Raw genomic sequence first — 26,289 nt, forward strand, 5'->3', positions numbered from 1 at the left:
TACACCTTTTTCACATGATTTCAAAGCAAAGAATCTCTTTCATTTCTTCCGCAGGCTGCGCAGATATGCCTTATCCTCCGCCGAAACACGATAGGACTCACACGCCTTCTGAATGAACTTACGGAATACCCAAGCATCCAGATGATGATGCGAAAGATACGCCCTGCAGGTGTCCCTGTCCTTCGCCCAAGCCGTTGCCAGCAGCCACGCCTGTCCCATGCGGACATAATACTGCTCGGATTGAACGGCATCTGTCCGCTCCAGCACTGCCGGAAGATATGCAGGGGTGAGATAATAATTGAGCATCAGAATCAGCCCGACGCGCACCGCCCACGGATTTTCGGAAGCCAGATACCTTTTGATATGCTCGAAAAATTCCGCCTCATGTCCCTTGATTCGCTTTTTCAAGGAGGCGCAGAAGCCATCGCAATGCGCCCAGTTTTCGACAATCGTTTCCGTATAGGTGTCGCAATAGGGCAGAAATTCCGCATAGGAAACAGGCAGCGCCGCCGCCACCAAGCCATAGAGCAGACGTTCCTCATAGGTTCCTCTGCCACAGATACGCAGAAAGCCCACGCCGTCCTCCTTGGCGATTTCTGCCGCTATTTTCCGCAAAAGGGGCGCGCGCAGACCAATGACGGGCAAATCTGAGCGGAGCAGCCCTGTATGAAACTGCCGATAGGCTTCCTCCTGCTGTGCATACAATTCCCTGCAGAACGCGTCATAGCGTTCCTGTGTCCAATGCTCCATGCTCCCGTCCTCCCTTGACTGATCTCGTAATCCTTTTCATTGCCTGCTCATATTTTCGGATTCTGGCAAAATCCCTCTCTGTCGGGTTAGGGATGCGTCTGATATCCAGATTATCCTGCAAATCGGCATACTTCACTCTCGCCGCCAGCGCATTTTCGCAGATGCGCGCAATATAATCCATGTAATCCTCCTTTTGCCCACGCGTCAGGCAGCACACCGCCTGCACGATTTCCTCCGGAAAGCCCGCACGCCGCAGGTCTGCCGCAGTCAAAGCGGTATCCTCCAGCGTATCATGCAAAAGGGCAACGATTTTTTCCTTTTCCCCCTCGCAGGCAAGCATCACCCGAATGGGATGGAGGATATAGGGCGCACCGCCCTTATCGACCTGCCCCGTATGCGCTTTTGCCGCCAGAATCAACGCCTTTTCCAACATAGCTCTCTCCCCCCTTCCGACTTCACTCATCTTAGTATAATATCGGAAAAAATCGGTGTAAAGGCAAACTTTCCGCAGCCTGGAGGTATCTATAAAATGTAGTGAAAATTTAATAAATTCTTCAAAGTTTTTAGCCGAAAAATATGATATGATATCTTTAAGAAATAGTATTTGAAATCACCGAAAAGGAGGGAACACCTTATGATTTATTACTTCAGCGGAACAGGCAATTCCTATGCTGTGGCAAAAAAGCTTGCCGAAGCTCTGGGGGAGGAATTGACGGATATTGCAGAAGCGGTCAAAGCAGGCAATTACAGGCATACTATGCTACAGGGGGAACGATTGGGCTTTGTCTTTCCCGTTTACGCATGGGCTCCTCCGCAGACGGTGACGGATTTTGTGAAAAATCTGGAGCTTTATTACAGCGGTGATCCCTATCTTTTCGCTGTCTGCACCTGTGGTTCTTCCGCGGGAGAGACCATTGACCTTCTGCGGAAGGCTTTGCAGGAAAACGGGCTTACCTTGGACAGCGGCTTTTCCGTTGTGATGCCGGACAGCTTTACGGTGCTTTTTGATGCAGGGACGAAGGCAGAGCAATATGCGCTTCTGGAAAAAGCAGACAGGACACTGGACAACATCCTGCGTGCCATCCGGCTGAACTGGAGCAATTTCTTCCGTGTGAAGAAAGGAAGGGGCGCTGGAGTGCTAAGCAAAATCGTCAATCCTGCGTTTCGTAGAGGGCTGAAAACAAAGCCTTTTTATGTAACGGAGAGCTGCAGCCACTGCGGTCTATGTGAAAGGGTCTGCACCAGCGGCTGCATTCGGCTGACGGCAGGAATTCCTGTCTGGACAGAAAAGCGCTGCAATATGTGCATGGCATGCGTGAACCGCTGTCCCCAAACGGCAATCCAATATGGCAAAGGCACCACCAAGCGGGGACGTTATGTTCACCCGATCTACCAGAACCGAAAGGGGGAATCTGAATGAGAATGAAACGTATGCTGGCTTTTCTTCTGATGGGCATACTGTTGCTCTCTTGTGGATGCAGCGCAAACAGCAGCAGCTTTTCTTTACTGAACCGCAAAAAGACACTGGAGCTGACAGAGAAGGGTGTCTCCTACTGGGCACAGTATCTGGAGCAGCAGGAGGTCGGCAAGCCACAGGATGTGGTGGAGCAGGAAGATCACCTTTCCTATCTGCTGCAATATCCCGAAATCGGGAAGGAAAGGATTGATGCACGCATTTCGGAAATCGTGACGGAAATCCGCAATGCCTTTGATGCGGAATTTACCCCGACAGATGAGGCCGGAAAAGAGAAAAAAAAGACAGATGCAATTCTGTATCTGGGCTATGAAAGCTATCTTGCGAAGGAAAATCAGCTGAGTCTGGTGTTCTTTGAAACACATGAGACAAACGGCGCGCTTTCGCCGCACACACAAATTCAGGTGTTCCATTTTGATCTGGAAAAGGATGCAGAGGTAACGGCGGAAAGCCTGCAAGGGAACAGCTTTGCGAAAAATGCTTCTGCCTACACGGAAAAATACTTCACAACGACAGAGCCTTATAAAAACGGTATCTTTGGCAACTACAAAACCCTGCTTGCACCCGACGCAGGACGGTTTGACCGCTTTGCGCTCACGAAGGACGGCGTATTGTTTTATTTCGACCGCTATGACCTTTTCCCCGGCAGCTACGGCGTGGTGCGCCTGACGATTCCGTATGCGGAAATGCAGAAGAAAATCGAAGAACCGAAAAAGGAAACTCCCGTTCCCAAGGAAATCCGCAACAAAAAAATGGTTGCGCTGACCTACGATGACGGCCCGAACCCCAAGGCAACCAATGCCATTCTGGATGTTCTGGAGAAATATGACGCACGGGCAACCTTCTTTGATCTTGGCAGTCTGGTGGAAAAATATCCCGATGTGGTGAAGCGCGAGGAGGCGCTCGGCTGTGAGGTTGGCAGTCATTCCTACGATCATAAGAATTTTAATAAGCTGACCAATGCAGAAATTGCGGCAGATGTGCAGAAAACCGCCGCCGCCTTCCGCAAGGTGCTTGGCAGAGACCCTGCCATCTTCCGTCCGCCCTACGGCAACTGTAAGGACAGCGTAAAAAAACAGCTGCCGATGTCCATCTACCTCTGGTCGGTTGATACACTCGACTGGAAAAGCAGAGATGCCAAGGCGATTGTGGATGTGGTGAAATCCGCAGGAAATCTGGATGGGAAGGTCATCCTGATGCACGGCATTTACGGCTCTACCGCAGAGGCAACGGCAACCCTTGTGCCTTATCTGCAAAAGCAGGGCTACGAGCTTGTGACTGTTACCGAGCTGGTGGAGGCAAAGCACGGGGAAACACCCCAGAAGGGGAAGATTTACGGATATTCCTATTTTAAATAAATAAAGAAGCGTGTGAAAAATATTCTTTTCATACGCTTCTTTATTTTTATCTTCTAATCCAAACAAAACCTTTACCCAGCAGCGGAAAGGTTTGGGAAACAAACCCGTTTCCCAAACGGAATCCACAGAGGGGGCTTTGCCCTCTCGAGGAAAACAGTAGGTTTCAAGGCTTTTAGCCGATGGAACCTATCTGTTTATTCCTCTGTTTTAACAAGTCGAAAACCTGTTTTCGACTTAATTTTTTATGCAATGCTTTTATGCTGCCATCTTTTTCCACGATAGCGGATGATGAAAAGAACGGCACGCACTGCCCAGTCAATGGTCATGGCAATCCAAACACCCAGAACGCCCATGCCCATTCTGACACCAATAATATAGCTGAAGGCAATACGGAATACCCACATGGAGATAATCGACAAAATCATGCAGAACTTTACATCACTGGCGGCACGCAGCGTATTCGGCAGAGTAAACGCTTCGGGCCAGATGAGCATACAGCAGATACCATGATACCAGATAATCTGTTTTGTAAAGGTCATTGCGTCATCGGAAAGGTTATACAGGTGCATGATGCCGGGCAACGCCACAAGCGTGGTGACGCTGAAAACGATAATCAGAATATGCACCAGCTTCAGAATCTTACGGGTATAATATCTTGCCGCTTCATAATCCCCTGCCCCAACGCAGCGAGAGCAGACGGTAATCACCGCCATGCCGACGGACATCCCCGGAAGCACCTGAAAGGTTGCAATGATATTGGAAACGGCATTCGCCGCAATCGCCGCCGTGCCAAAGCCTGTAATCATGCTCAGCACCATGATTTTCCCCAGCTGAAACATCCCGTTTTCCAGACCATTGGGAATGCCGATATAGGCAATCTTTTTCAGCATACCGAAATCCAGCTTAAAGGAAAACGGACGCTCCAGATGCAGCAGATGCTCCGGAGAGCAAAGCAGAAAAATGATTGCAACAGCGGAAATGACACGGGAAACAAGCGTCGAAGTTGCCGCACCCGCAACCCCCATGCCAAAGCCGAAAATCAGGATGGCATTGCCGCCCACATTGATGGCGTTCATCATCATGGAGAGATACATCGGCACCTTGGAATTGCCCATAGTACGAAATACTGCCGCACCTGCGTTATACAAGGCAATAAAAGGGATGGATGCGGAAACGATGAGAAGATACGTTTTGGATGCCTCCATTACATTCGCCTCAATGGCACCGAACACCCGATGCAGGATGAGGTTTCTTGCCAGATACAGCCCAATCATAATGCAGATCGCAAACAACGCCGTAAACAGGATAAGCTGATTGACTGCCCTATTTGCTTTTTCATGCTTATTCTGCCCCAAATATTGCCCCATAACCACCGCACCGCCTGTTGCGAGAGCTGCAAACAAATAAATCAGCAGAACGAAAATATTATCCACCAAAGAGACACCCGAAACTGCATGCTCCCCGACCGTTGCAACCATAATGGAGTCGGACATACCAACCAGAATAGCCAGAAACTGCTCGATAATCATGGGAGCAATCAAACGCTTCAGGGCGCGATTGGAAAAATAATACGGTTTTTCTTTGATTTCCGCTAAATCCACGGTCATTCCTCCTTTGTACATTTCATTTTAAATTTCTTTTCTTCTTTATAAATAGTTATAAATAAATTTTTACAAACAAAAAGAGAAGCCACACCTTTTTGCAAAGAGTGACTCTCCTTCGTTCTGTTGTCTTTTTCTTATAATTCTTCGTTTTCCTGCACCGGCTTTACAGGCAGACCATCCTTTAATTGATGCTCATGCATATCCTCACCGCTATAGTACATTTCGTTGATTTTGTAGAGCAGGGTCATAAGGCTGTCCGTCAGGTGTACATTTTCCACCAAAACATCATCGGGAACCTGCAAATCCACATGGCTGAAGTTCCACATGCCCTTTACGCCCCATTTTGCCAGATCATTTGCAACCTTCACCGCCTGCGAACGAGGAAGGGTAAGAATGGCAACATCCACGGGGTTATTTTTGACATACTCCTCCATCTGGTCGATATCATAAACCTCGACACCACGAATAGTCATCCCAATCAGACGGGGATTGATATCAAAGACTGCCTTGATGACGAAACCACGCTTCTCAAAATTGGTATAGTTCACCAGAGCCTGTCCGATATTGCCGCCGCCAATGACAATCATATTATACAATCGATCCAGACCTAAAATCTTTTTTATTTCATTGTAAAGGTATTCCACATTATACCCGTAGCCCTGCTGCCCAAAGCCGCCGAAATTGTTCAAATCCTGACGAATCTGGGAGGCAGTGATATTCATTTTTGCGCTGAGTTCTTTTGAGGAAATGCGAGTAATATCACTTTCCAGCAGGTCGCCTAAGTAACGGTAGTATCTGGGCAATCTGTTGATTACTGCCGGTGAGATCTTCTTTTCGCTGTCCATATATTCCAAATCCTCTCGTTTTAGGATGCCTCCGTAAAAGAAAACGAACTGCAAATACAGCTATTTTTTTCTACTTCAGGATAATTTTAGTATAGCACTCCTGTTATTTTATTGTCAACAATAACTCTTTTAATCTGTTGTATTTTCTGCTATCATAAGAGCAGACAATGAAACACAAATGGAGGTTGTATCAATGATACTTGCATGCAGACAATTACACAAGGCATACGGCATCGATGTGATTCTGGAAAAAATCACCTTCCATATCGAAGAACGCGAAAAAGCCGCTATTGTAGGGGTAAATGGTGCCGGGAAGACGACGCTTTTCAAGGTTCTGACCGGCGAAATTTCTGCCGATGGCGGTGAATTTTATCTCAAGAAGGACGCATCCCTGGGCTACCTTGCTCAGAATATTCAGATAGACAGCGACCGCACGATTTATGAAGAAATGCTATCGGTTTTTGAAAAAATCATTCAAACAGAGACAAATCTTCGTGAATTAGAAAACGAAATGGGAAATCTGAGCGGACAGGCGCTGGCGGAAAAAATGGAGGACTATGCCACTCTGCAGCATTATTTTGAACAGAATGACGGCTACAGCTACCAGAGCCGCCTGCGCGGTGTGCTGAAGGGGCTTGGCTTTGCCGACAATGATTTCAACCGCCCGATGAATCAGCTTTCCGGCGGACAGAAAACACGCGTGCATCTGGCAAAGCTGCTGCTTTCCAAGCCGGATATCCTGCTGCTGGACGAGCCGACCAACCATCTGGACATTGCGGCAATCGAATGGCTGGAGGATTTCCTTCGCTCCTATCCCGGTGCAGTGCTGATTATTTCCCACGACCGCTATTTCCTTGACCGCATTGTGACAAAGGTCATTGAAATCGAAAACAAGAAATCAACGGTTTATAACGGGAATTATTCCTTCTTTTGGCAGCAGAAGGAAATCAATCGTGAAATGCAGCAGAAGGCATACGAAATGCAGCAGAAGGAAATCAAGCATCAGGAGGATGTCATCCGCACACTGCGCTCCTTCAACCGCGAAAAATCCATCAAGCGCGCGGAAAGCCGCGAGAAAGCCCTCGGCAAGCTGGAGCGTGTGGACAGGCCGGATGCCCTGCCGAATCAGATGCGGCTGACCCTAACCCCCTTTCTGACAAGCGGCAACGATGTGCTGCATGCGGAGGAGCTTTCCAAATCCTACGGGGGACAGAGAATTTTCCGCAATGTTTCCTTTGATGTAAAACGCAGCGACAAGGTTGCCATTATCGGCCCGAACGGGGTTGGGAAATCCACGCTGTTTCGGATGCTTCTGAAGGAGGTGCCGACGGACAGCGGTCTGATTCGCTTCGGCACAAATGTATTTATTGGATATTATGACCAGGAGCAGGCAAAATTAGACGAGACAAAGACGATTTTTGAGGAAATCGCAGACACCTACCCCACCCTGACGCAGGGGCAAATCCGCAATATGCTTGCCGCCTTCGTATTCACAGGGGATGATGTATTCAAGCCGATTTCCGCACTTTCCGGCGGCGAAAAGGGGCGCGTTTCTCTGGCGAAAATCATGCTTTCCAAGGCGAACCTGCTGATGCTGGATGAACCGACGAACCATCTGGATATGTTCTCGAAGGAGGTTCTGGAAAGTGCGCTGAACCGCTACGAGGGTACGGTGATTTATATTTCCCACGACCGTTATTTTATCAACAAAACAGCGGAGAAAATTCTGGAATTAACGCCGGATGGGGTGATTCTTTATAACGGGAATTATGATTATTACTTAGAGAAAAAGGCAGAGCGTGCCAGAAACGAGGCAGAAAAGGCGGCACAGCATCCGGAAAAAAGCGTTGCCGCGGCACAGCCTGTGAGCGATACGAAGAATGACTGGCTGAAGCAAAAGGAACAGCAGGCGGCAGAGCGCAGGCTGGCGAACAGGATTGCGAAGCTGGAAAAAGCCATCGAGGAGACCGAAGCGGCGATTGCGCAGGCAGATGAGGACATGGCGGCGTGCGGCACAGATTACGGCAAGGCGAATGAAATTTATGCAGAGAAAACAAAGCTTGAGGAAAGGCTTGAGGCTCTTTTCGCAGAATGGGAGGAGCTGAATTCGTAAAGCCGTTTCTCGAAACCTTGGTTCAAATAAGGAAAGCCTTGGTTACTACAGAACTGTAGTGACCAAGGCTTTTTTCCTTGCATTTCTTATCGTATTTCGTTTCAGCTGCTTAGCCCGTATCGGTCTGATACGCAGCAATACTGCCACCGCAGCCTTTGTCCGATTCTGCCGGCTCCGTTTATTTCTCGTTTTCTGCTTCTCAGAATACCCTTTTCATCTGGGGCACATATTTTGTCATGAAGCAGATGCAAAGCACCTCCACAACACCCATGCCTGCTGCCTGTGCAAGACGGGGAATCAGCACAGCAACAAAGGGCGCACCATAAAGAATGGAAATCCAAAGCGTATCCAGGAAAATTGTCCCTACGATTTTGGAGAACAGCACCGCCGCAACAATATTCTTCATGCTCTGGTTTTTATGCAGGAAAAACCCGTACCCAAAAGCGGTGATGAAGGATGTCAGCGAAAAGCCGGGGAAGAATGCGCCGATGGGAAACAGGGTTGCCCCAAGGACATCCGCCACCAGCCCCACCAAGCCTGCGCTCAGAGGCCCCAGCAGGATGCCCGCAAGAACGATGGGGATAAAGGAAAAGCCAATCTTCAGATTCCAGAGATTGATGGAAAGGAAACGGGACAGAATAATCTGCACCGCTACGAACATTGCCATCAGCACCAAGCGATGTGTCATGCTCTTCTGTTTTTCGGTCATAAAAAAATACCTCCTTTTTTCAATGGGAAATAGGAGGGCTTTCTTGCTCTTTTTTGCAAACAAAAACCCCTCTATTATCACAATACCAACGCAAATACACCTGCCGAAACAGGTTTGGCTGTATGGATAACAAAGAGGATTGTTCTTCTTCATTATGAAACAGCGGGATGCGAGTCCTGCACCGCAAGCAGAAATCCTGCTTTTCGTTCCGATGACAACTCCCCGTCCACCGGACACTTAACGCGCAAAGCCCTACTCTGTGTATTTGCACAGGAGAAAATCCTGCCGTTTTATTTTAGTATGTTTTCCTCTGTTTGTAAAGAAGTTTGTCGAAATATATTGTTATTTCTGCGGAATAAAGGTGCGCAGGAATTGATATTTGGAATCAAACGAGCCTGCCAGCATAATCTTATCCGCTCCCACGCCGTATTCCTTTGTCAGCTTGCCGAAAAGGCGGTCGCTTTCCATGAAGCCGCCCTCCAAAAAGCAGAAGCACGCCGCAAAAGCTCCTTCTTCGCCGATTTTGTGGAAATCCTTTTCCTCAAAGGAATGGATTACATATTCGGGGGAAGGGTTCAGCTTTGTAACCAGCTCTGCCAAGTCAAAGTCTAAATGCAGAAAGCCCTGTGCGCAATAATACATGGACAAAATGAAATCCACCAAATCCTCCTCTGCCGCAAAATGCAGAGAATACTCCGCCGGACGTTCTGCATCTCCTACAAAGCAGCTGAACCAAGGTGCCTGTGGTGCCAGAAAAGAGGGCAGATAAAGCTTTTTCGTTAAAGGCTCTGCCGTATTTACGGCAAAAACCAGTGTATTTGTGGTAGAGGTTTTCACAAGCGGCAGCTTATGTTTTTTTAATGCCGCCACCAGTGTATCGGATGCGCCGAACAGACGAATCCCGTCCGCATGAAACCCAAGCATAGCAGTCTCTCCTTTTCAGAAAATAAATTTTATTGTAATAAATGTACCATAATGATGAAATCCTTTCAAGAGAGGGAATTTATTTCACCTCGAAGGGGTGGGCGGAAATTAGGCAGGAAAAGGCAAAAGCGTTGACATCCCCACCCTTTCGTTGTTATAATCTATAAGATTGGCAGGTTTTGTAGAAGCCTGCATTTTTCAAGGCTGTAGCGCAGCTTTGAAGGGAGAGAACAATGACAGACGCACAGTCTGCAATAGAGAAAATATTTCCAGAGAGAAATATTTGATAAACAGGAGGAATCATAAGTATGTTGGAATTGAAGAATATCTGTTTTTCCGCAGACGGAAAGCAGATTCTCAAGGACATCAATCTCAGGATTGATGATGCGAAATTCATCGTAATTACAGGCCCCAACGGCAGTGGTAAATCCACTCTGGCAAGAATCATCAGCGGGATTCTGACCCCCGACAGCGGTCAGATTCTCCTTGACGGCGAGGATATCACAGCCCTCGGCATTACAGAGCGTGCAAGAAAGGGCATCAGCTTTGCCTTTCAGCAGCCCGTTCGTTTCAAGGGTGTTACCGTAAAGGATCTGATTTGTCTGGCGAGCGGACAGGATTTAAGCACAGCAGATGCCTGTCAGTATCTGTCCGAGGTTGGCATGTGCGCCAAGGATTACATCGACCGTGAGGTAAACGCAAGCCTTTCCGGCGGTGAGCTGAAGCGTATCGAAATCGCAACCGTTATGGCAAGAAAAACAAAGCTGACCCTGTTCGATGAGCCCGAAGCAGGCATTGACCTTTGGAGCTTTAAAAATCTGATTGATGTATTTGAAAAAATGCACGAAGAAATTCAGGGCTCTATCATCATCATTTCCCATCAGGAAAGAATTCTGAATATCGCCGATCAGGTGGTTCTGCTGAGCGCCGGCGAGGTAAAGCAGATTGGTACAAAGGAAGATGTTCTGCCCGGTCTGTTCGGCATGGAAACAGGCTGCAGATATTTCAAGGGAGGTGACGAATGATGCTCAATGATATCGTAAAAAACCTTCTGAAGGAGGTTTCCGGCATTGCGGAAATCCCTGCAAATGCTGCATTTAACATCCGCAACAACAGCAAGAGCGAGGGCAGACATTCCACAGAAAATATTGATATTGTCCCCAAGGAGGGCGGCTCCGGTCTGGATATTTATGTAAAGCCCTTTACCAAAAACGAAAACGTACACATCCCTGCGCTGATTACACAGGATGGTGTGTCCGAGGTGGTTTATAATGATTTCCACATCGGTGAGGGTGCGGAAATTGAAATTATCGCCGGCTGCGGCATCCATAACTGCGGCTGTGATGATTCTGTCCATGAAGGGATTCACCGTTTCTTCCTTGGCAAAAATTCCAAGGTTGTTTATATCGAAAAGCACATCGGTGAGGGGGACGGCAGCGGCAAACGCATCATTAACCCCCAGACACATGTAGAAGCAGAGGAAAACGCCTATATCGAAATGGATACCGTTCAGCTGAAGGGTGTCGATTCCACAAAGCGCGTTTCCAGCGCAAAGCTTGGCCCCGGCGCAACCATCGTCATCAAGGAAAAAATCATGACACACGGACATCAGACGGCGGAAACCTCCTTTGATGTCAGTCTGGATGGCGCAGGCTCCAGTGCAAAGCTGATTTCCCGTTCTGTTGCAAGGGATTTCTCCAGACAGCTCTTCCGTTCCAAAATCATCGGCAACACAGACTGCTACGGTCACTCCGAATGTGATGCCATCATCATGGATAACGGCGTAGTTGCGGCTGAGCCCGAAATCATTGCGAACCATGTGGATGCATCTCTGGTGCATGAGGCGGCAATCGGCAAGATTGCAGGCGATCAGCTGGTCAAGCTGATGACCCTTGGGCTGACAGAAAAAGAAGCGGAAGCGCAGATTATCAACGGCTTCCTGAAATAACCCAAAGGAGATGGGCAATTTGAGCACTACTGTGAAAAAAGAGGTCATCAGTTGGGTAAAAACAATTCTTCTGGCGGCGGTGCTGGCAGGGCTGGTCAATTCCTTCCTCATTGTAAATGCGGAGGTGCCGACGGGCTCCATGGAAAATACCATCATGGCAGGCGACCGCATCCTTGCACTCAGAACCTCCTATTGGTTTGATGAGCCGGAGGCGGGGGATATCGTGGTGTTCCGTTATCCGGATGATGAAACGGGCAAAACGCTTTATGTCAAGCGAATCATCGGCACCCCCGGTGATACCGTTGAGATGTCGAACGGCACGGTTTATGTCAATGGCAAGGCCCTGCAGGAGGATTACATCGCAGAGGTGACACAGGGCAGCTACGGCCCCTATGTTGTACCCGATGGCTGCTATTTCATGATGGGGGATAACCGCAATCATTCGCAGGATTCCCGTTTCTGGAGAAATCAATATGTAGAAAAGGATGAAATTCTGGGTAAGGTTGTTTTGCGTTACTATAAAGGCTTTAAGTGGATTTCCTGATAGGAGGGACGGTACGATGGAATTAAAAACAAGAGATAAGATCATTGTGATTGTTCTGGTTATTGTAGCATTGGCAGTATTCTTTGGCGGCAGATATCGCGATAATCATACTCATTTTACAACAGAAAAATGGGTTTCCGCCGTAGGGAATGACCGTCAGAAAATCGTACAGAATCTGCTGGATCGTACTGTTTTCCCCGGCATGACAGAAGCCGAGGTGAAGGAGCTTCTGGGCGAGCCGGAGGAGGAAGCAGATACCTTCCTGACCTATTATTTGGGAATTCCTCAGGGTATCTTCGGCACATCTGTGGATGGGGAGAAGGAATATCTTCTGATTTCTCTGGATGAGGATGGCAAGGCAACTGCGGCAGAGGTTATGACCGGCAAGATTCTGCCAAAGGAAAGCAAATTCCGTATCATCGGTGAGAATACAGACGATGCAGTGGTTCACCCTGCGGAGCAGTAAAAGGAGGAATCTGAAATGAAATGTCCTTTTTGCGGAAATGAAATGAAGGAAGGCACGCTCCATTCCGGCGGCAGATATGTCCAGTGGAAGGGCGTGGATGCCGAAGGCAGGAAAGAGGAATACCTTCTGGCAAAGAGCTATATGGGCGGTGCCAAAATGGAAGGGCACCTCTGTGTAGAATGTAGAAAAGTGATTCTGGATATCGATCAATTCTAAGTATTTTTGTAGGATTTTCCGGAAGGCTGAAAGCCGCTTTGTGAAGAAGTGGAGAATTTCGGAATTTCGGTAGTGAAAAAGCCGCTTTTGTGGTAAGATAGAAATGGAATAGAGTCTATAAAAAGAAGGAGGTCTTTCTGATGAAAGTAACAAAAGATATGACAATTGGCGAGCTGCTGATGGCAGACAGAGGCGCAGGCATGATTCTGATGCAGAATGGTATGCATTGTGTTGGCTGCCCTTCCGCCGCAGGCGAAACACTGGAGGAAGCATCCATGGTACACGGCATGGACTGCGATAAACTGGTTACAGAGCTGAATGCTTATCTGGAAGCAAAATAAGAGACACAAACAGGGATGGTGCAAGGGCTTGCATCATCCTTTTTGTAAAGAGAGAAAAATTTTTAAAGAAGGAAAATTTTTAAAAGAGAGTAAAGAGAACAGGAGGAGAAGATATGAAGGTACTTCTGGTGAACGGCAGCCCCAATGGGCACGGCTGTACCTATACGGCATTGAAGGAAATCGAAAAAACACTGCGCGCCGAGGGCGTGGAAACAGAAATGTTCTACCTTGGCAATAAGCCTATCGGCGGCTGTCTGGGCTGTGGCGCATGCAAAAAGCTTGGCAAATGTGTGCAGGAGGATGTGGTGAATAAGCTGCTGCCGAAGGCACTCGAAGCAGACGGCATCGTGCTTGGCGCACCTGTGCATTACGCCTCCGCCGCAGGGCAGGCCTCCTGCGCGTATGATAGATTATTTGTGATGTCCAACGGTGCCTTTGCCAATAAATTGGGCGCAGCTGTGGTTTCCTGCCGTAGGGGCGGCGCATCCGCAACCTTTGATCAGCTGAATAAATACTTTACCATCAGTAATATGCCCGTCGTTTCCGGTACATACTGGAATCAGGTGCATGGCAATACGCCGGATGAGGTCAAGCAGGATTTGGAAGGAATGCAGAACATGCGCGCCATCGGGCGGAATATGGCTTGGCTGCTGAAGTGTATCGAGGCAGGCAAAAATGCAGGTGTCGCTTTGCCCGAGCAGGAAGAAAAAATCAAGACCAACTACATCAGATAACTTTTTCGGGGCTGTCCTCATGCCCCTTGATGCAGATACGCAAAAGCGATGCTTTTGCAAAAAATAAAAAAGGCTTTCTCTAAAACGGAACCGAACCACCTTATGCGGACAGCACAAAATGGTTCGGTTCCGTTTCTTTCAATATGAAATTTTTTATGCCGTCAGCTCCGCAAACGCCTTCTGATACGCCGCCTTCGTTCCTTCGTCAAAGCAGACCAGAATAATCTGCTCCATCGTATCATCCGTTTCCAGAAAATGCAGGATTTCGCCTACGGCAATCTTCGCCGCTAAGTCAATCGGGAATCGATATACTCCCGTGCTGATGGAAGGGAATGCGATGCTCTTGACACCATACTCCTTCGCCAATGCCAGACAATTCCGATAGCAATTTGCCAGAAGATCCTCCTCGCCCCATTTCCCGCCGCGCCAAATGGGACCGGGCGTATGAATGACATATTTTGCCTTCAATTTGTAGCCCTTCGTGATTTTTGCTTCACCTGTACGGCAGCCATGCAGCGTTTCACATTCTGCCAGAAGCTCCGGCCCCGCCGCCCGATGAATGGCACCATCTACACCGCCGCCCCCAAGCAGGGATGTATTGGCGGCATTGACAATCGCATCTGTTTTCGCCTTTACAATATCACCTTTTACAATAGACAAACGTTTCATTTCGCAATCCCCCTTTGTCAGATTCCCTTGTCCCATCATTTTATCCTCTTTCTGAAAATTCGTAAAGCGATTTTTCAAAAAAAACTTTCAAATTCCTATATTTTTGCTCATTTTTCACAAAAAAACAAGCCGAACCCCAAATTCAGCTTGTTCTGTTTTCATTCTGCGGTTTTCATTTTCTCCATCGGGTTCTGCGGTTCTCCGTTCTGCTCCATGGCAAAAATCAGATGCTCTCCCAGTGCCACACCGTATTTCGTCGGCGCGGCAACCGTTCCGATCCGCTGCCCCTGTTTCACGCTTTCTCCTTCCTTGACTGCTACGGCATCTGCAAGCTGACCGTATGTAGTCAGCCAATCCTCGCCATGTGCAATCCTCACCAGATTCCCTGCCTGCGCGTCCTTCTTTACCTCCTTCACCACGCCGTCTGCCGCAGCCTTCACCTCTGTCCCCTGCTTCGCAGAAAGGCTAACAGATGCGTTCGTGCGATACTGCTCCAGTGTCGGGTCATAAATGGCATGGTCTGTGCTGTACCCCAAAACCACCTTCATTTCCCCCTCCAGCGGCGCCGCAAACACAGGCTGTCCGTTTTTCCTTGCAGGCTGTGCTTTCGTTTCCTTTGCTTCCTTCGTTTCCTTTATTTCCTTTGTTTTCTCGACTTCCCTCTGCTGCTCCGCCTGCGCAATCTCGATTGTTTTGCTCTGTACCGCTGTCACAGGCTGTTCCTTCTGCAGGGTCTCGCTGCCCCCTGCCTTTCCTCTGTCCATGGCGCGATATGTCACCCCTGCGCCCACTGCCAGCAGGCAAAAGCAGCAGCAAACCGCCACAATCTGCAAGCCTCGTGCGGCTCTTCTTTCTTTTTGATTCATATTAACACCTCCGATGCTATTGTTGCCATAGGAGGATTTTTTTATTCGAGAATCGAAAAGGAGATACCTGTATAATAATGCCGCAGAATTTCATGATAATTTTTCCCCTGCTCTGCCAGAAAGGATGCCCCATATTGGCTCATGCCTGCCCCATGCCCATAGCCATGCACCGTAAAAATATAGCTGTCCCCGTTTTTCGCAATCGTGAAATCCGCACTTCTAAGCCCTAGCCTCTCTCGTATCTCCCTGCCGGAAAAGGTCTTGCTCCCTGCCTGCACCTCCGCCACATAGCCTGCCTCCGTCCGTTTCCTCACAGAAACTGCCGCATCGCCCGCAATCCCAAGCCGTTCCGCCAATGCCTTCGCCGCAATCGTTACCGTTGTCTCATTGTTCGGTGCCTGCCTGTCCCCCTTGCTGTCCACGCTTTTCAGATACGGCACCGCCGTATTCCACACATGCGCCGCATCCTCCGTCCTTCCGCCGCTCTGTGCATGAAAGGCGGCAAGAATCGGTTCCCCGTCATAGGTCATAATCTCCCCTGCCGTTGCGCGGACGGCACTATGGATTTTCCCGGCATATAGGGCATAGCCTTCGCCCCATTTTTCCTTCTGCTCCGCTTCGGAAAGGTACGCCTGTCCCACGTCATAAAGCACAGCCCTGCTTCCTGCCGCCTGCATCTGCCGCACCTGATAGGTTCTTGCCGCAACCGCCTGCGCCTTGAGTGCCTCCTCCGGAAAGGCGGCAGGCATTTCCGCCGCCACTACCCCTGCCACATATTCCTCCAGCTCCGTATCCAAGGGCGCAAGGTCTGCCAGACCATAAAGCACCTGCGCCTCCTGCGGCAGCTCTTGCCCTAAGCCACCACAGAGTATCGTCAGCAATAGCGGCAGCAAAAGCACCGCCACAACCACATATAACAGCAGAAAGCCGCACTGTTTTTTCATTTCGTCACATCCCTTCTTTCAAGGATATGTCTTTCTCTCCCACAAAATGATTGCACAAAAAAAGCCTTGGATGTCTCTTTCATCCAAAGCTTTCTTTCTTACCTGCTTCGACTTCAAAGCCCGATTTCGGCTTATTTCAATATCCAGAACAGCCAAACACCAAAAGCCATCACCAGAATATTCAGGAATATCCCTCGTTTGGCATATTTTCTGTCCATCCTTCGTACACGCTTGAAAAAATCGGGGTTTTCCAGGTCCGTCAAATATAATCCGCCCAGTATTCCCGTTCCGATTTGCAGCCGCAGGTTTTTTTCGCGCCGCAGCATAAAATATGTGCGCTTCGTCAGCTCAAAATGGTAGGTTACGCCATTGCTGATTCCCTCCAGAAAATAGCCCTGCTTGGCAACCTTTTCCGCACCGCTTTCGTGTGCCAGAAAGCAGCGGCAGTTCAGCAGCACCAGCTCCCATTTTTTCAGCCGCAGGCGGTCAATCGCCGTATACACCATTTCCGTATAAAAATAATTCAGCACCAGCAGCGGAATCGTCACAAGCACCATCCGCAGCACCTGCATCGTTTCACTGTCCCAGCCCTGGATATTCAGAATATATCCCTGCATCTGCGCCTGCGCCACGCTGTAAAACATCAGCAGAAAAATCACTGTATATAACAGCCAGAACAGCACCGGGCGCTTCTTTCTCTGCTTCACATTCCAGCCGCGCAGCTCCGCCAGCCCACTGCGGCAGACCAGAAACAGCACAAAGCAGATCAGCACCATCAGCCCGTTGACCTGCATCCCCTTCCGAAAGCTGATTGTCAGCGCGAGAATCGGCAGCAGCCATCCCGTCAAAAGACACCAGCCGATTCTGCCCGTTGTTGCCGCCACAAAAAAACACCAATATATCGTTAGCAATGTGACAAAGCCCAGCCACGCCATACTACCATACTCCTTAAAGCCTTAAATCCCTCTGAATACATCGGGACGGAATTTACTTTTCCTTCTGCTTATTTCAATCTGCCCTAAAATCTTATCTCTTTCCCCATTCAGCGTGCCGCCCAGAGGGATATAGTTTGACGCATGATTGGAACGGAACATCGTCCCTTCCGCATCCACACTGCGGATAAACAGCTCTGTTTCATCCAGTACCTCGTGGGGTGTCAGCAGCTCAATTTCCCCTCTGTTGTACTGATCATACATTTCTGTTCCCGGCTCAATCATCAGCGTCAGAAAGCCGACATATTCCGGCTTGATTGCAGAAATCACTCTCGCACTGCCCAGTGCATGCTCTCTCCACAGCTTCTTGCCTCCCAGACCGGAAATCACCGTCATGGAAAGAATCATTCCTGCGGCTCTTACCTTTTTGCCTGCCTCAATCATTTCGTCAGCAGTTACGCCCTTCTTCACCGCCTGCAGCACCTCATCCGCGCCGCTTTCCAGCCCCATGTAAACCATATCCAGCCCTGCCGCCTTCAATGTAGCAAGCTCCTCAGGGGTCTTGTGCAGAATATCCTTCGGCGCACCGTATACGGAAATGCGCTCCACCTCAGGAAAAATCTCCTTGCATTTTGCAATGATATATAATAAATCCTCTGTCTTTACAATCAGGGCATCCCCATCCGCAAGGAAAATGCGGCGCACCTTAATGCGGCTGTAATAGCTTCTCGCCATTTCCAGATCCTCCACAACCTCCTCCAGCGGACGGATGCGGAATTTCTTATCTTTATACATATTACAGAATGTGCAGGTGTTTCTTGCACAGCCAATCGTCAGCTGAATAATCAGACTGCCTGCCTCACTGGGTGGTCTATATACAGTACCTTCATATCTCATACTTCTCTATGCTCCTTTCAGATTCTCTGCGGTGCTCTGCCCAAACTTCCTATAAAAATGCAGAGACCTATCTTTTCTATTATACAGGGAAATCCATAAATTTATCAATACCCAATTCTTTTTAATTGACAATCTCTCGAATTTTGTCTATAATATAGCCTGTATTTTTGTGTTAATACAGCCTTTGTGCGGCAGGCGGCGGAACCTTCGGCAAAACCTGCGGAGGGGCGGCAGCAAATGCTGTCGTTTCTTTGCGGCAACGGTCGGGAGAACCAAGGTCTATCGCCTCGGCGGAGGAACGCGGAGCTGCTTTTCGGCAGACACACACCCATTCTTCAACTTCTTCCAAAGCGACAACAAAGGCTATATTAAAAAAATATGGCAGTAGGGTTATCCTTGCTGCCTTTTTTTATTGCATAAATGTAACCGATTCAGAACCCCTTGAAATAAGAAAAAATAATGCGTCATGCTAGCATGTAAGCAATGCTTTTTCTTATTTTAAGGGAACTCGAATAGAGTTACCGCCCCATATATGAGCAAAATTAGCTGCGCAGCAGCGAGAAAGCATGGTATCATGCGGTTTTGCGAATATATGTGGTGGGGTTCTGAACAGTTCCCAATGAAACAGCCAAAAACAAAACCCCTCCGCTACGGAAGGGGTTTTTTCTTACTTTTTCGCTTTTTCACTCTGCTTTTTCATGGTTTTGTTTGCGCTGGTAACCACCTTTTCAGAGAGTGTCTTTTTCTTCTTGTCCTCCAGATTCATCCCTGTGATGCCGACAATATACATCCCTGCCAGATCAACCTTGACGTTCTTCTTCACGGGAAGCACCTGATATACAGGCTTATCGCACATCAGCGTCACAATCTGAGGGCCAACCTTCGCGCGCACCAGATTGGTCTTGCGAATTTTTGCCGATTTGGGCATCTGTTCATAAACAGCCTTGGGCATATTGGAAGGAGAGGGCTTCTCCTGTCTTTTATCAATTACAAAAATCTGCACTGTGGTACGGTTCTGGTCGATGAAATCCTGCGCCTGAATCATCTTCTTCATACCCTTTTTGTTCAGATAATACATCCCCACACAAAGCAGTGCCAAAATTACAATAATAATAATCAAAACATCAGAAAAATCCAAAATAGTTCCTCCTTTATTGCAGATACGCAAAATGATAAGCACCTTGCCGTATGTCTTACGTCCTACTATTCTACCATCATTTTTCACTTTAGGGAAGATAAAATCATGATTTTTTTCGATTTTTTTCATCATCTCCAATCTTGCAACAAAGCAAACGAATATAGTATACTATTGATTGGGTGTGAAACCCTCTCTGCGGCGAAAGATATTTTCGACCGCAGCCTTCATCTGATAAAAATCTGAAAAAGGAGGTCTGACTATGAGTACAGTATGGAGCTGGATTCTTCTTTTTATCGTCATCCTGTTGGTTGCCAACGTCATCCTTTCCGGGTTCGTCGTGTTCTTCGAGCGCAGAAACCCTGCCAGCACATGGGCATGGCTTTTGGTGCTGCTGTTCATCCCGATTTTCGGCTTTTTTGCCTATATGGTCTTCGGGCGCAACAGTAAGCGCGAAAAAATGTTTCGCGAAAAGGAAAAATATGATCAGGAGGTCTATTATAAATACCTCTTTCAGGATGTCCATTCTGCGGAGGAAATCACCGAGCAGAAGGCATTTATCGAAAATAAGGGCAAGCTATCCCATGCAGAATATGTCACCGATCTGGCACATCTGCATCTGAACAGCGGCAACTGGATTACCTTTAACAATAAAATCGAATATTTCAATAATGGCAAGGATAAATTTGAAGCCCTCGTGCAGGATATCCGCAATGCCAAGGAATATATCCATCTGGAATATTACATCTGGCGTGGGGACAGGCTCGGCTCGCGTCTTTTGGATGAGCTGACGAAAAAGGCGGCAGAGGGGATCGAGGTGCGGATTCTTTATGACGGCATCGGCAACTCCCGTCTGCCGAAGAATTTCTTTGATCAGTTTCACGCCGCAGGGGGCTATACCGCCGCCTTCCTGCCGCGCTTCGTGGTGCGCCTGAATTACCGCAACCACCGCAAGCTTGCCATCATTGACGGCAAAATCGGCTACATCGGCGGCTTTAATGTCGGGGATGAATACCTCGGTATCGTCAACCGCTACGGCCCTTGGCGAGATACCCATCTGCGCTTTCAAGGCGATGCCGTCGATCAGATGCAGATGCGCTTCATCATGGACTGGAACTTCACCGCAAAATTCGGACTGATTCATCTGGGTGAAAAATATTTCCCCAAGAAGGAGCAGCAAATAAAGGGCGTGCGGACGCAAATTGTTTCCAGCGGTCCCGATACCCAATGGAAAAACATCCGCAACGGCTATTTCAAAATGATAAATGAAGCCGAAAGCAATGTTTTTCTGACTACACCCTATTTCGTGCCGGATGACGGCATTTTTGAGGCACTGCGTGTGGCTGCCCTCTCCGGCTTGGATGTGCGCATCATCATCCCCGGCAATCCGGATCATTTCTTCGTCTATTGGGCAAGCATGTCCTATCTGGGCGAGCTGCTCGAGGCAGGGGTGCGGGTGTATCAGTATGAAAAGGGCTTTATCCATGCCAAGGTGCTGACGATAGATGGTACTGTTTCCTCTGTCGGCTCCGCCAATATGGATATCCGCAGCTTTGATTTGAATTTCGAGGTCAATGCCTTCATGTATGATGCAGGCATAACCAAAATATTAGAGGATGATTTCTTAAAGGATTTGCATAGCTCTGTGGAAATTACAAAAGAATGGTACCGCCGCAGAAAGTGGTGGTTTAAGGTGCGTGAGGCGATTGCAAGATTGATTTCGCCCATGCTGTAAGGAGGAAAACATGATGGATCGAATCGGATATGAAACAACCCAGACCGTACATTATTTTCAGATTGACGGCAGCCGCTCTATGACACCTGCGGCACTGCTCTCCGCCCTGCAGGAAATGGCAATCAGCCATTCCGACAGCCTCGGCTTCAGTGTGCAGTATAATCTTACGCATCACTGCTTTTGGTCTGTTGTCAACTGGCATTTAAAGCTCTACCGCATGCCAAAATACAATGAAACCATCACATTGCAGACCTGGAGCGATAAATTTGCCCGCTTTCAGGCAAACCGCAGCTTTTTCCTCTTTGATGAAAACGGCAATAAGCTGTTGGATGGCATTTCCCGCTGGATTTTCATGGATTCCGAAAAACGGAAGCCTGCCAATGTGCCTGCGGATATGGTTGAAAAATATCATTCGGGGCAGGTATCTGCCATTGAGGGCGAAAAATTCTTCATGCCTAAAACACCGGCAGGCAGGCTGATTTGCACCAGAGATTTTGTCGTAACCAGAAGGGATACCGATACCAATGGGCACGCCAATAACGTGAAATATCTGGAATGGGTGATGGATGATATCCCCGATGCCATCTATGAGGATATGACACTCAAGGATATCCGCATTGTCTACCGCAAGGAGTGTCTGCGCGGAGACACCGTCACCATAAAGACCTATTTGCAGGATACCGAAAACGGCAAGGAAATCGAATCCTTCCTCTATGAAGGGGAAACCATCGTTGCACAGGTCATCACCCTTTGGGCATAAGAAAAGCTCCCACTCTTTGCAAGCCGCATGGAATGGGAGCCTTTTATATTCTGTTTTTGGATATAAAAAAATGGAATGTCACAGGAGTGCTTGCACTCTCGGGGGCTCGAACCTGTGACCCTCGATCCCACATTCCTTTTTAATATAAATTTTTAATATAAAAAAATGGAAGTTACAGGGCTCGAACCTGTGACCCTCTGCTTGTAAGGCAGATGCTCTCCCAGCTGAGCTAAACTTCCATATTTTTAACCATATTCAGTTTGTCTTTACCATATAAACCTATATAGTCCACGGATGACCCGTAGGGGAATCGAACCCCTGTTTCAGCCGTGAGAGGGCCGCGTCTTGACCGCTTGACCAACGGGCCTTAATAAAAAGTAGCGGAGAAGGGATTTGAACCCCTGACACTGCGGGTATGAACCGCATGCTCTAGCCAACTGAGCTACTCCGCCACAAGCTGACTTAGACAGTATATCGTTTCATTCCCTTTTTGTCAAGTGCTTTTCTCCAACTTTTTTACAAAAATTTCAGTCTATTCTCCGCGGTTGATGTAGAGAATCTCGTTTGATTTCACCATACCCAGCTGCTCTCTTGCAATCTGCTCGATGTAGGCATCGCTGGTGTAATATTCTCTGCGCGCTTCAAATTCCTGCTGCTTTTCCTTTTCTTCCTTCACCTGCGCCGCAACAGAGGCCGTTTCATCCTTTACCTCCTGATACCGCGCCGCCTGCCTGCCAATGCCGACTGCAACCGCCACAACAAACACCAGTACGAACACCCTGAGAAAAAGTCCGGATATTTTTTTGGATTTTTTATTCTTTTTTTTCTGCCCCATAAAAAAGACCCCTGTCGTGTTCCTATTTTTTGCGCAGCATCCGCCGATTGATATGCAAACGATGTATTATTATTTTCACACAAAGTTTAACGCTTTGCAATAGTTTTTTCCGCTGTTTTTCGCAAAATCCGCCAATTTTTCTCGCAGGGCGGCGAAAAACAAGCCAGAGCAGACGAAACGGCATTGTCACAATACGCCCAAAAAGGCCGAGCATATATTTCACAGCAGAAATGATTTTATCGCTGACAGCAAGCACCATGCGGCTGAGCGTCAGGAAATACAGCCCCATGCCGCCGAACAGCCCCAGAATCGTAAAAAACCGGATTTCTCCTGCATTGGCGTGCAGCATCACGCAGAACACCAGAAACACCGCCAGAAGCCAGAAAAGCCCATCCTCCGCCTGCACCCAGAAGGCATTATGGCGAAGGGCATGGCGAAACACCCGCAGGCCGTCATAAAAAAGACCCATGCCACCGCCCAGAAGCACCGTCAGCAGGAAAAGCTGTGCCTGTGCGTGTAAGGAAAGAATCATACCGCCTGCCCCCTCTAGCGAAACAGTCTGCCCAGAATAGAATGTTTTTCCGCAAGCGTTCCATCGGAATAGGTCATGCTGTCAATGCTTCCGTCTACAACAACGTCCCCTGCCTCCAGATCCAGCTTGCCGATGTGCATCCCTGCGCCCTTTAAAAGCAGCAGTCCGCAGGTGGTCTCCATCATAATGCCGTCCTCATCGAAGGAAAGCACCTCCATTACGCCGCCGATGCGCACCCGTTCCCGTTCCTCCATATTTAATGTATGCCGTCCCTTTTTCTTCTCCTCTGCCATAAAAAAACGCCCCCTCTGTTCCAAGGATATGCGGACAAAAAAGAAAACAGACCTTTTTTTGGGGCGCTGCCCCAAACCCCGCAAGGGAAATCATTTCCCTTGACCCTGATTTGCAGAACCATATTCATGGTTCTGCGAGGTCGGGCGTAAAATTTAAAAATTTCGCTGAAAAATCATCCTCATTAAAGGGACTTGTACATGTTAACGGCATCTTCTTTTTTGGTGGATTCCTTTAAGTCCAAGACTTCAATTTTCGTGGTATTATTCCCGAACTGAATCTCGATAACATCGCCAATCTTCACCTCTGCGCCTGCCTTAACCACCTTCCCGTTAATCATCACCCTGCCTGCGTCGCACGCCTCATTGGCAATCGTGCGTCTTTTGATGATACGGGACACCTTCAGAAATTTATCTACACGCATTTCCTCTGCTCCTTTCCATAATAAAAAGAAAAGCCCTTTCTTCACAGAAAGGGCCATCATTCAAAAACAAATTATTTATTGATTGCATCCTTCAGAGCCTTGCCTGCTTTGAATCTAGGTGCTTTGGATGCAGGAATAGGCATTGCTTCGCCTGTCTGAGGGTTTCTGCCTTCGCGCGCTGCTCTTTCCGCAACATCGAATGTGCCGAAGCCAACCAGCTGTACCTTGCCGTTGTTTGTCAGTTCTTCTGTTACTACATCTTCAAAAGCCTTCAGTGCTTTTTCTGCGTCTTTTTTGCTCATTTCTGCTTTTTCTGCGATTGCCGCAACCAGATCAGATTTGTTCATTTGTGTTTGCCTCCTAATAGTTATTTATCATTGCATTGGATTCAGCTTGATTTTTGCCTCATCCCAGAGTAAATCCATCTCCTCCAAAGACATCTCCGAAAGAGCTTTGCCCTCTAAAAGGGCGGATTTCTCAATATATTCAAATCTATTTATAAACTTTTTGATGGCTTTTGTCAAGGCAAACTCAGGATTTATTTTCAAAAAACGGGAGATATTCACCAAGGCAAACAAAATATCCCCGAATTCCTCCTCAATCTCCCCATTTTCTCGCACTGCCTGTTCTAATTCCTGTACCTCCTCGTACACCTTCCGCATGGCATCTGCCGTCACCGGAAAGTCAAATCCGACATCCGCCGCCTTCTTCTGCACCTTCCTTGCACGGATGAGCGCAGGCAGTGCCTCCGGCACGCTCTGCATGACCTCTGTCTGAGTTTCCTGCCTTTTCTCCTTCTTCTTCAGCTCCTCCCAGTTGATGAGCACCTCCTCCGCCGTATCCGCCTTGCCGCTCCCGAATACATGCGGATGGCGATAAATCATTTTCTCGCAGATGCCCTGTATCACATCCCCCATCGTAAAGCCGCCCTGCTCCGTCTCGATTTCCGCATGAAAGACCACCTGCATCAGCACATCCCCCAGCTCCTCACAGAGATTTTTCATATCCTTTTTGTCAATCGCATCCGCCGCCTCGTAAGCCTCCTCCAGCATATCCATGCGGATGGATGCATGCGTCTGCACCCTGTCCCACGGACAGCCGTTTTCGCCGCGCAGAATACGGATAATCCGCACCAAATCCTCTAATGTATTCATTTTATTTTCCATAACAAATCTCCTTTTTTCTTGCAGGGACAAAATTCGTCCCGCGTTTGTTTGTTTCCCATAAACTTTTGTATTTATTTTTAAGGAAAAATGGCAGTTTTCTATCTTTTTTCCGCAAACCTTTTGTGTTATGATAGATGCAATCTATATATTATCAAAAATACTGCCGAAAGAAAAGCCTTTCGGCATCCCAAACGTAGAGAAAGGAAGGAACCACCCATGTTTCGTATCGTGAATAAAAGAGAGCTCAACAGCATGGTCACTCTGCTGGAGATTGAAGCACCCTTTGTTGCCAAAAAGGCACAGGCAGGTCAGTTCATCATCTTCCGCGTGGATGAATTCAGCGAAAGAGTTCCGCTTACCATCGCAGATTATGACAGAGAAAAAGGCACCGTTACCATTATCTTCCAGAAGGTAGGGCTTTCCACAAAGCTGCTTGCCGCAAAAGAGATTGGCGATACCATTCAGGATTTTGTCGGCCCTCTGGGCGTTGCCACAGAATATGACGGCATGAAAAAGGTTGCTGTTGTCGGCGGCGGTGTTGGCTGTGCCATCGCCTATCCGCAGGCAAAGGCACTGCATAACCTCGGTGTAGAGGTCGATGTCATTGCCGGCTTCAGAAACAAGGATATCGTCATTCTGGAGGACGAAATGAACGCCGTTGCTACAAATTATTACCTCATGACGGATGATGGCTCTCAGGGCGAAAAGGGCTTCGTTACCGATAAGCTGAAATCCTTGATTGAGGCAGGCAACAGCTATGATGCTGTAATTGCCATCGGCCCCATCCCCATGATGAAATTCGTCAGCCTGACCACAAAGCCCTTCGGTATCAAAACCATTGTTTCTCTGAACCCCATCATGATTGACGGCACAGGCATGTGCGGCGGCTGTCGTGTCACCGTTGGCGGCAAGATTAAGTTTGCCTGCGTAGACGGCCCCGATTTCGATGGCCACGAGGTAGATTTTGACGAGCTGATGAACCGTAACTCCATTTATAAGGCAAGAGAAGCGGAGCTGACAGAAACCCACATCTGCCGCATGGATAAGCTGGCAAATGAACTGATCAAATAAGGAGGA

The 26,289-nt window shown here is 48.2% G+C and carries 31 protein-coding genes, 3 tRNA genes and 1 riboswitch; of the genes, 13 read left to right on the top strand and 21 right to left on the bottom strand.

Annotated elements, in window-relative coordinates; all coding sequences use genetic code 11:
* Positions 1-39 precede the first annotated feature (39 nt).
* Positions 40-750, bottom strand: a complete 711-nt coding sequence (locus EJE48_RS03290; protein ID WP_118580028.1) for a DNA alkylation repair protein — start codon at positions 748-750, stop codon at positions 40-42.
* Entirely contained in the window at positions 722-1,183 is a 462-nt protein-coding gene (locus EJE48_RS03295) for an HD domain-containing protein (RefSeq protein ID WP_118580031.1), read from the bottom strand. Before EJE48_RS03295 ends, EJE48_RS03290 begins: the two co-directional genes overlap by 29 nt.
* A 201-nt stretch (positions 1,184-1,384) precedes the next feature.
* Here EJE48_RS03295 and EJE48_RS03300 point away from each other — a divergent pair, with 201 nt between their 5' ends.
* The gene (locus EJE48_RS03300) at positions 1,385-2,170 is read left to right on the top strand and encodes an EFR1 family ferrodoxin (protein WP_118580034.1); all 786 of its coding nucleotides are present in this window, start codon (positions 1,385-1,387) and stop codon (positions 2,168-2,170) included.
* Positions 2,167-3,582, top strand: coding sequence for a polysaccharide deacetylase family protein (locus EJE48_RS03305; protein ID WP_118580037.1), 1,416 nt, complete (start codon positions 2,167-2,169; stop codon positions 3,580-3,582). Before EJE48_RS03300 ends, EJE48_RS03305 begins: the two co-directional genes overlap by 4 nt.
* A 242-nt stretch (positions 3,583-3,824) precedes the next feature.
* On the opposite strand, the gene EJE48_RS03310 is transcribed toward EJE48_RS03305, so the two are convergent.
* Complete coding sequence (locus EJE48_RS03310) at positions 3,825-5,111, bottom strand: MATE family efflux transporter (RefSeq protein WP_243107969.1); 1,287 nt, start codon at positions 5,109-5,111, stop codon at positions 3,825-3,827.
* A gap of 209 nt (positions 5,112-5,320) precedes the next feature.
* A complete protein-coding gene (locus tag EJE48_RS03315; RefSeq protein ID WP_016407625.1) occupies positions 5,321-6,031 on the bottom strand; it encodes a redox-sensing transcriptional repressor Rex in 711 nt (236 codons plus the stop codon).
* Positions 6,032-6,224: 193 nt separating this feature from the next.
* Here EJE48_RS03315 and abc-f point away from each other — a divergent pair, with 193 nt between their 5' ends.
* Entirely contained in the window at positions 6,225-8,144 is a 1,920-nt protein-coding gene (gene abc-f / locus EJE48_RS03320) for a ribosomal protection-like ABC-F family protein (protein WP_118580043.1), read from the top strand.
* A 199-nt stretch (positions 8,145-8,343) separates the two neighbouring features.
* On the opposite strand, the gene EJE48_RS03325 is transcribed toward abc-f, so the two are convergent.
* Together EJE48_RS03325 and EJE48_RS03330 are read right to left on the bottom strand one after the other, a co-directional pair.
* Positions 8,344-8,853, bottom strand: a complete 510-nt coding sequence (locus EJE48_RS03325; protein WP_160117307.1) for a folate family ECF transporter S component — start codon at positions 8,851-8,853, stop codon at positions 8,344-8,346.
* A gap of 158 nt (positions 8,854-9,011) precedes the next feature.
* A riboswitch (THF riboswitch) is annotated at positions 9,012-9,115 on the bottom strand.
* 80 nt (positions 9,116-9,195) lie between these two features.
* On the bottom strand, positions 9,196-9,777 hold the full coding sequence (locus tag EJE48_RS03330; RefSeq protein ID WP_016407622.1) for a hypothetical protein: 582 nt from the start codon (positions 9,775-9,777) through the stop codon (positions 9,196-9,198).
* A 308-nt stretch (positions 9,778-10,085) separates the two neighbouring features.
* On the opposite strand from EJE48_RS03330, the gene EJE48_RS03335 reads away from it, so the two are divergent.
* The 7 genes from EJE48_RS03335 (at position 10,086) to EJE48_RS03365 (ending at position 14,026) form a co-directional block, all read left to right on the top strand.
* Positions 10,086-10,802, top strand: coding sequence for an ABC transporter ATP-binding protein (locus EJE48_RS03335; protein WP_016407621.1), 717 nt, complete (start codon positions 10,086-10,088; stop codon positions 10,800-10,802).
* Positions 10,802-11,725: a SufB/SufD family protein gene (locus tag EJE48_RS03340; RefSeq protein ID WP_118580490.1), complete on the top strand. Its 924-nt coding sequence runs from the start codon at positions 10,802-10,804 to the stop codon at positions 11,723-11,725. Before EJE48_RS03335 ends, EJE48_RS03340 begins: the two co-directional genes overlap by 1 nt.
* Positions 11,726-11,735: 10 nt before the next feature.
* On the top strand, positions 11,736-12,269 hold the full coding sequence (gene lepB, locus EJE48_RS03345; protein WP_118580049.1) for a signal peptidase I: 534 nt from the start codon (positions 11,736-11,738) through the stop codon (positions 12,267-12,269).
* A 16-nt stretch (positions 12,270-12,285) separates the two neighbouring features.
* Positions 12,286-12,735, top strand: a complete 450-nt coding sequence (locus EJE48_RS03350) for a hypothetical protein (RefSeq protein ID WP_118580051.1) — start codon at positions 12,286-12,288, stop codon at positions 12,733-12,735.
* Between the two features lie 15 nt (positions 12,736-12,750).
* Positions 12,751-12,951, top strand: coding sequence for a PF20097 family protein (locus EJE48_RS03355; RefSeq protein ID WP_118580054.1), 201 nt, complete (start codon positions 12,751-12,753; stop codon positions 12,949-12,951).
* Between the two features lie 140 nt (positions 12,952-13,091).
* Complete coding sequence (locus EJE48_RS03360; protein WP_016407616.1) at positions 13,092-13,292, top strand: DUF1858 domain-containing protein; 201 nt, start codon at positions 13,092-13,094, stop codon at positions 13,290-13,292.
* Positions 13,293-13,405: 113 nt separating this feature from the next.
* A complete protein-coding gene (locus tag EJE48_RS03365; protein ID WP_118580057.1) occupies positions 13,406-14,026 on the top strand; it encodes a flavodoxin family protein in 621 nt (206 codons plus the stop codon).
* Positions 14,027-14,179: 153 nt separating this feature from the next.
* On the opposite strand, the gene EJE48_RS03370 is transcribed toward EJE48_RS03365, so the two are convergent.
* The 6 genes from EJE48_RS03370 to EJE48_RS03395 form a co-directional block, all read right to left on the bottom strand.
* On the bottom strand, positions 14,180-14,695 hold the full coding sequence (locus tag EJE48_RS03370; protein ID WP_118580493.1) for an O-acetyl-ADP-ribose deacetylase: 516 nt from the start codon (positions 14,693-14,695) through the stop codon (positions 14,180-14,182).
* A gap of 158 nt (positions 14,696-14,853) precedes the next feature.
* Complete coding sequence (locus tag EJE48_RS03375) at positions 14,854-15,561, bottom strand: M23 family metallopeptidase (protein WP_118580060.1); 708 nt, start codon at positions 15,559-15,561, stop codon at positions 14,854-14,856.
* Positions 15,562-15,602: 41 nt separating this feature from the next.
* The gene (gene spoIID / locus EJE48_RS03380; protein WP_118580063.1) at positions 15,603-16,505 is read right to left on the bottom strand and encodes a stage II sporulation protein D; all 903 of its coding nucleotides are present in this window, start codon (positions 16,503-16,505) and stop codon (positions 15,603-15,605) included.
* A 131-nt stretch (positions 16,506-16,636) separates the two neighbouring features.
* Positions 16,637-17,440 carry a hypothetical protein gene (locus EJE48_RS03385; RefSeq protein ID WP_118580066.1) on the bottom strand — a complete coding sequence of 268 codons (804 nt, stop codon included), beginning with the start codon at positions 17,438-17,440 and terminating at the stop codon, positions 16,637-16,639.
* 21 nt (positions 17,441-17,461) lie between these two features.
* The gene (locus tag EJE48_RS03390; RefSeq protein WP_118580069.1) at positions 17,462-18,334 is read right to left on the bottom strand and encodes a radical SAM protein; all 873 of its coding nucleotides are present in this window, start codon (positions 18,332-18,334) and stop codon (positions 17,462-17,464) included.
* Positions 18,335-19,001: 667 nt separating this feature from the next.
* Positions 19,002-19,472, bottom strand: a complete 471-nt coding sequence (locus EJE48_RS03395) for a hypothetical protein (protein ID WP_124984300.1) — start codon at positions 19,470-19,472, stop codon at positions 19,002-19,004.
* A gap of 259 nt (positions 19,473-19,731) precedes the next feature.
* Here EJE48_RS03395 and cls point away from each other — a divergent pair, with 259 nt between their 5' ends.
* Positions 19,732-21,204 (top strand): cardiolipin synthase, encoded by a 1,473-nt coding sequence (gene cls, locus EJE48_RS03400; protein ID WP_016407608.1) that lies wholly within the window; start codon positions 19,732-19,734, stop codon positions 21,202-21,204.
* Between the two features lie 13 nt (positions 21,205-21,217).
* Positions 21,218-21,964, top strand: coding sequence for an acyl-[acyl-carrier-protein] thioesterase (locus EJE48_RS03405; protein ID WP_160117308.1), 747 nt, complete (start codon positions 21,218-21,220; stop codon positions 21,962-21,964).
* A gap of 166 nt (positions 21,965-22,130) precedes the next feature.
* Here the strand turns inward: EJE48_RS03405 and EJE48_RS03410 are convergent.
* The 9 genes from EJE48_RS03410 to mazG all read right to left on the bottom strand — a co-directional run bounded on the left by EJE48_RS03410 (position 22,131) and on the right by mazG (position 25,212).
* Positions 22,131-22,203 (bottom strand) — tRNA-Val (locus EJE48_RS03410).
* A 56-nt stretch (positions 22,204-22,259) separates the two neighbouring features.
* Positions 22,260-22,331: transfer RNA gene (locus EJE48_RS03415), tRNA-Glu, on the bottom strand.
* Between the two features lie 11 nt (positions 22,332-22,342).
* Positions 22,343-22,416: transfer RNA gene (locus tag EJE48_RS03420), tRNA-Met, on the bottom strand.
* Between the two features lie 80 nt (positions 22,417-22,496).
* On the bottom strand, positions 22,497-22,799 hold the full coding sequence (locus tag EJE48_RS03425) for a septum formation initiator family protein (RefSeq protein WP_016407606.1): 303 nt from the start codon (positions 22,797-22,799) through the stop codon (positions 22,497-22,499).
* A gap of 22 nt (positions 22,800-22,821) precedes the next feature.
* Positions 22,822-23,331 (bottom strand): spore cortex biosynthesis protein YabQ, encoded by a 510-nt coding sequence (gene yabQ, locus EJE48_RS03430; protein WP_118580078.1) that lies wholly within the window; start codon positions 23,329-23,331, stop codon positions 22,822-22,824.
* A 14-nt stretch (positions 23,332-23,345) separates the two neighbouring features.
* Positions 23,346-23,624: a sporulation protein YabP gene (yabP, locus tag EJE48_RS03435; protein ID WP_016407604.1), complete on the bottom strand. Its 279-nt coding sequence runs from the start codon at positions 23,622-23,624 to the stop codon at positions 23,346-23,348.
* A gap of 182 nt (positions 23,625-23,806) precedes the next feature.
* Positions 23,807-24,046, bottom strand: a complete 240-nt coding sequence (locus EJE48_RS03440; RefSeq protein WP_118580496.1) for an RNA-binding S4 domain-containing protein — start codon at positions 24,044-24,046, stop codon at positions 23,807-23,809.
* Between the two features lie 71 nt (positions 24,047-24,117).
* Positions 24,118-24,411 (bottom strand): HU family DNA-binding protein, encoded by a 294-nt coding sequence (locus tag EJE48_RS03445; protein WP_288667125.1) that lies wholly within the window; start codon positions 24,409-24,411, stop codon positions 24,118-24,120.
* A 9-nt stretch (positions 24,412-24,420) separates the two neighbouring features.
* Positions 24,421-25,212, bottom strand: a complete 792-nt coding sequence (mazG, locus tag EJE48_RS03450) for a nucleoside triphosphate pyrophosphohydrolase (protein WP_174707766.1) — start codon at positions 25,210-25,212, stop codon at positions 24,421-24,423.
* Between the two features lie 216 nt (positions 25,213-25,428).
* Between mazG and EJE48_RS03455 the strand changes: the two genes are divergently transcribed.
* Positions 25,429-26,283, top strand: coding sequence for a sulfide/dihydroorotate dehydrogenase-like FAD/NAD-binding protein (locus EJE48_RS03455; protein WP_118580081.1), 855 nt, complete (start codon positions 25,429-25,431; stop codon positions 26,281-26,283).
* Positions 26,284-26,289 lie beyond the last annotated feature (6 nt).

This window comes from Anaerotignum faecicola, assembly GCF_003865035.1.
GTDB lineage: Bacteria > Bacillota > Clostridia > Lachnospirales > Anaerotignaceae > Anaerotignum_A > Anaerotignum_A faecicola.

Bases quoted from the DNA above. Each gene is read 5' to 3' on its own strand.
- EJE48_RS03290 (WP_118580028.1), bottom strand. From the start codon at position 750: ATGGAGCATTGGACACAGGAACGCTATGACGCGTTCTGCAGGGAATTG.
- EJE48_RS03295 (WP_118580031.1), bottom strand. From the start codon at position 1,183: ATGTTGGAAAAGGCGTTGATTCTGGCGGCAAAAGCGCATACGGGGCAG.
- EJE48_RS03300 (WP_118580034.1), top strand. From the start codon at position 1,385: ATGATTTATTACTTCAGCGGAACAGGCAATTCCTATGCTGTGGCAAAA.
- EJE48_RS03305 (WP_118580037.1), top strand. From the start codon at position 2,167: ATGAGAATGAAACGTATGCTGGCTTTTCTTCTGATGGGCATACTGTTG.
- EJE48_RS03310 (WP_243107969.1), bottom strand. From the start codon at position 5,111: ATGATTATCGAGCAGTTTCTGGCTATTCTGGTTGGTATGTCCGACTCC.
- EJE48_RS03315 (WP_016407625.1), bottom strand. From the start codon at position 6,031: ATGGACAGCGAAAAGAAGATCTCACCGGCAGTAATCAACAGATTGCCC.
- abc-f (WP_118580043.1), top strand. From the start codon at position 6,225: ATGATACTTGCATGCAGACAATTACACAAGGCATACGGCATCGATGTG.
- EJE48_RS03325 (WP_160117307.1), bottom strand. From the start codon at position 8,853: ATGACCGAAAAACAGAAGAGCATGACACATCGCTTGGTGCTGATGGCA.
- EJE48_RS03330 (WP_016407622.1), bottom strand. From the start codon at position 9,777: ATGCTTGGGTTTCATGCGGACGGGATTCGTCTGTTCGGCGCATCCGAT.
- EJE48_RS03335 (WP_016407621.1), top strand. From the start codon at position 10,086: ATGTTGGAATTGAAGAATATCTGTTTTTCCGCAGACGGAAAGCAGATT.
- EJE48_RS03340 (WP_118580490.1), top strand. From the start codon at position 10,802: ATGCTCAATGATATCGTAAAAAACCTTCTGAAGGAGGTTTCCGGCATT.
- lepB (WP_118580049.1), top strand. From the start codon at position 11,736: ATGGGCAATTTGAGCACTACTGTGAAAAAAGAGGTCATCAGTTGGGTA.
- EJE48_RS03350 (WP_118580051.1), top strand. From the start codon at position 12,286: ATGGAATTAAAAACAAGAGATAAGATCATTGTGATTGTTCTGGTTATT.
- EJE48_RS03355 (WP_118580054.1), top strand. From the start codon at position 12,751: ATGAAATGTCCTTTTTGCGGAAATGAAATGAAGGAAGGCACGCTCCAT.
- EJE48_RS03360 (WP_016407616.1), top strand. From the start codon at position 13,092: ATGAAAGTAACAAAAGATATGACAATTGGCGAGCTGCTGATGGCAGAC.
- EJE48_RS03365 (WP_118580057.1), top strand. From the start codon at position 13,406: ATGAAGGTACTTCTGGTGAACGGCAGCCCCAATGGGCACGGCTGTACC.
- EJE48_RS03370 (WP_118580493.1), bottom strand. From the start codon at position 14,695: ATGAAACGTTTGTCTATTGTAAAAGGTGATATTGTAAAGGCGAAAACA.
- EJE48_RS03375 (WP_118580060.1), bottom strand. From the start codon at position 15,561: ATGAATCAAAAAGAAAGAAGAGCCGCACGAGGCTTGCAGATTGTGGCG.
- spoIID (WP_118580063.1), bottom strand. From the start codon at position 16,505: ATGAAAAAACAGTGCGGCTTTCTGCTGTTATATGTGGTTGTGGCGGTG.
- EJE48_RS03385 (WP_118580066.1), bottom strand. From the start codon at position 17,440: ATGGCGTGGCTGGGCTTTGTCACATTGCTAACGATATATTGGTGTTTT.
- EJE48_RS03390 (WP_118580069.1), bottom strand. From the start codon at position 18,334: ATGAGATATGAAGGTACTGTATATAGACCACCCAGTGAGGCAGGCAGT.
- cls (WP_016407608.1), top strand. From the start codon at position 19,732: ATGAGTACAGTATGGAGCTGGATTCTTCTTTTTATCGTCATCCTGTTG.
- EJE48_RS03405 (WP_160117308.1), top strand. From the start codon at position 21,218: ATGGATCGAATCGGATATGAAACAACCCAGACCGTACATTATTTTCAG.
- EJE48_RS03425 (WP_016407606.1), bottom strand. From the start codon at position 22,799: ATGGGGCAGAAAAAAAAGAATAAAAAATCCAAAAAAATATCCGGACTT.
- yabQ (WP_118580078.1), bottom strand. From the start codon at position 23,331: ATGATTCTTTCCTTACACGCACAGGCACAGCTTTTCCTGCTGACGGTG.
- yabP (WP_016407604.1), bottom strand. From the start codon at position 23,624: ATGGCAGAGGAGAAGAAAAAGGGACGGCATACATTAAATATGGAGGAA.
- EJE48_RS03440 (WP_118580496.1), bottom strand. From the start codon at position 24,046: ATGCGTGTAGATAAATTTCTGAAGGTGTCCCGTATCATCAAAAGACGC.
- mazG (WP_174707766.1), bottom strand. From the start codon at position 25,212: ATGGAAAATAAAATGAATACATTAGAGGATTTGGTGCGGATTATCCGT.
- EJE48_RS03455 (WP_118580081.1), top strand. From the start codon at position 25,429: ATGTTTCGTATCGTGAATAAAAGAGAGCTCAACAGCATGGTCACTCTG.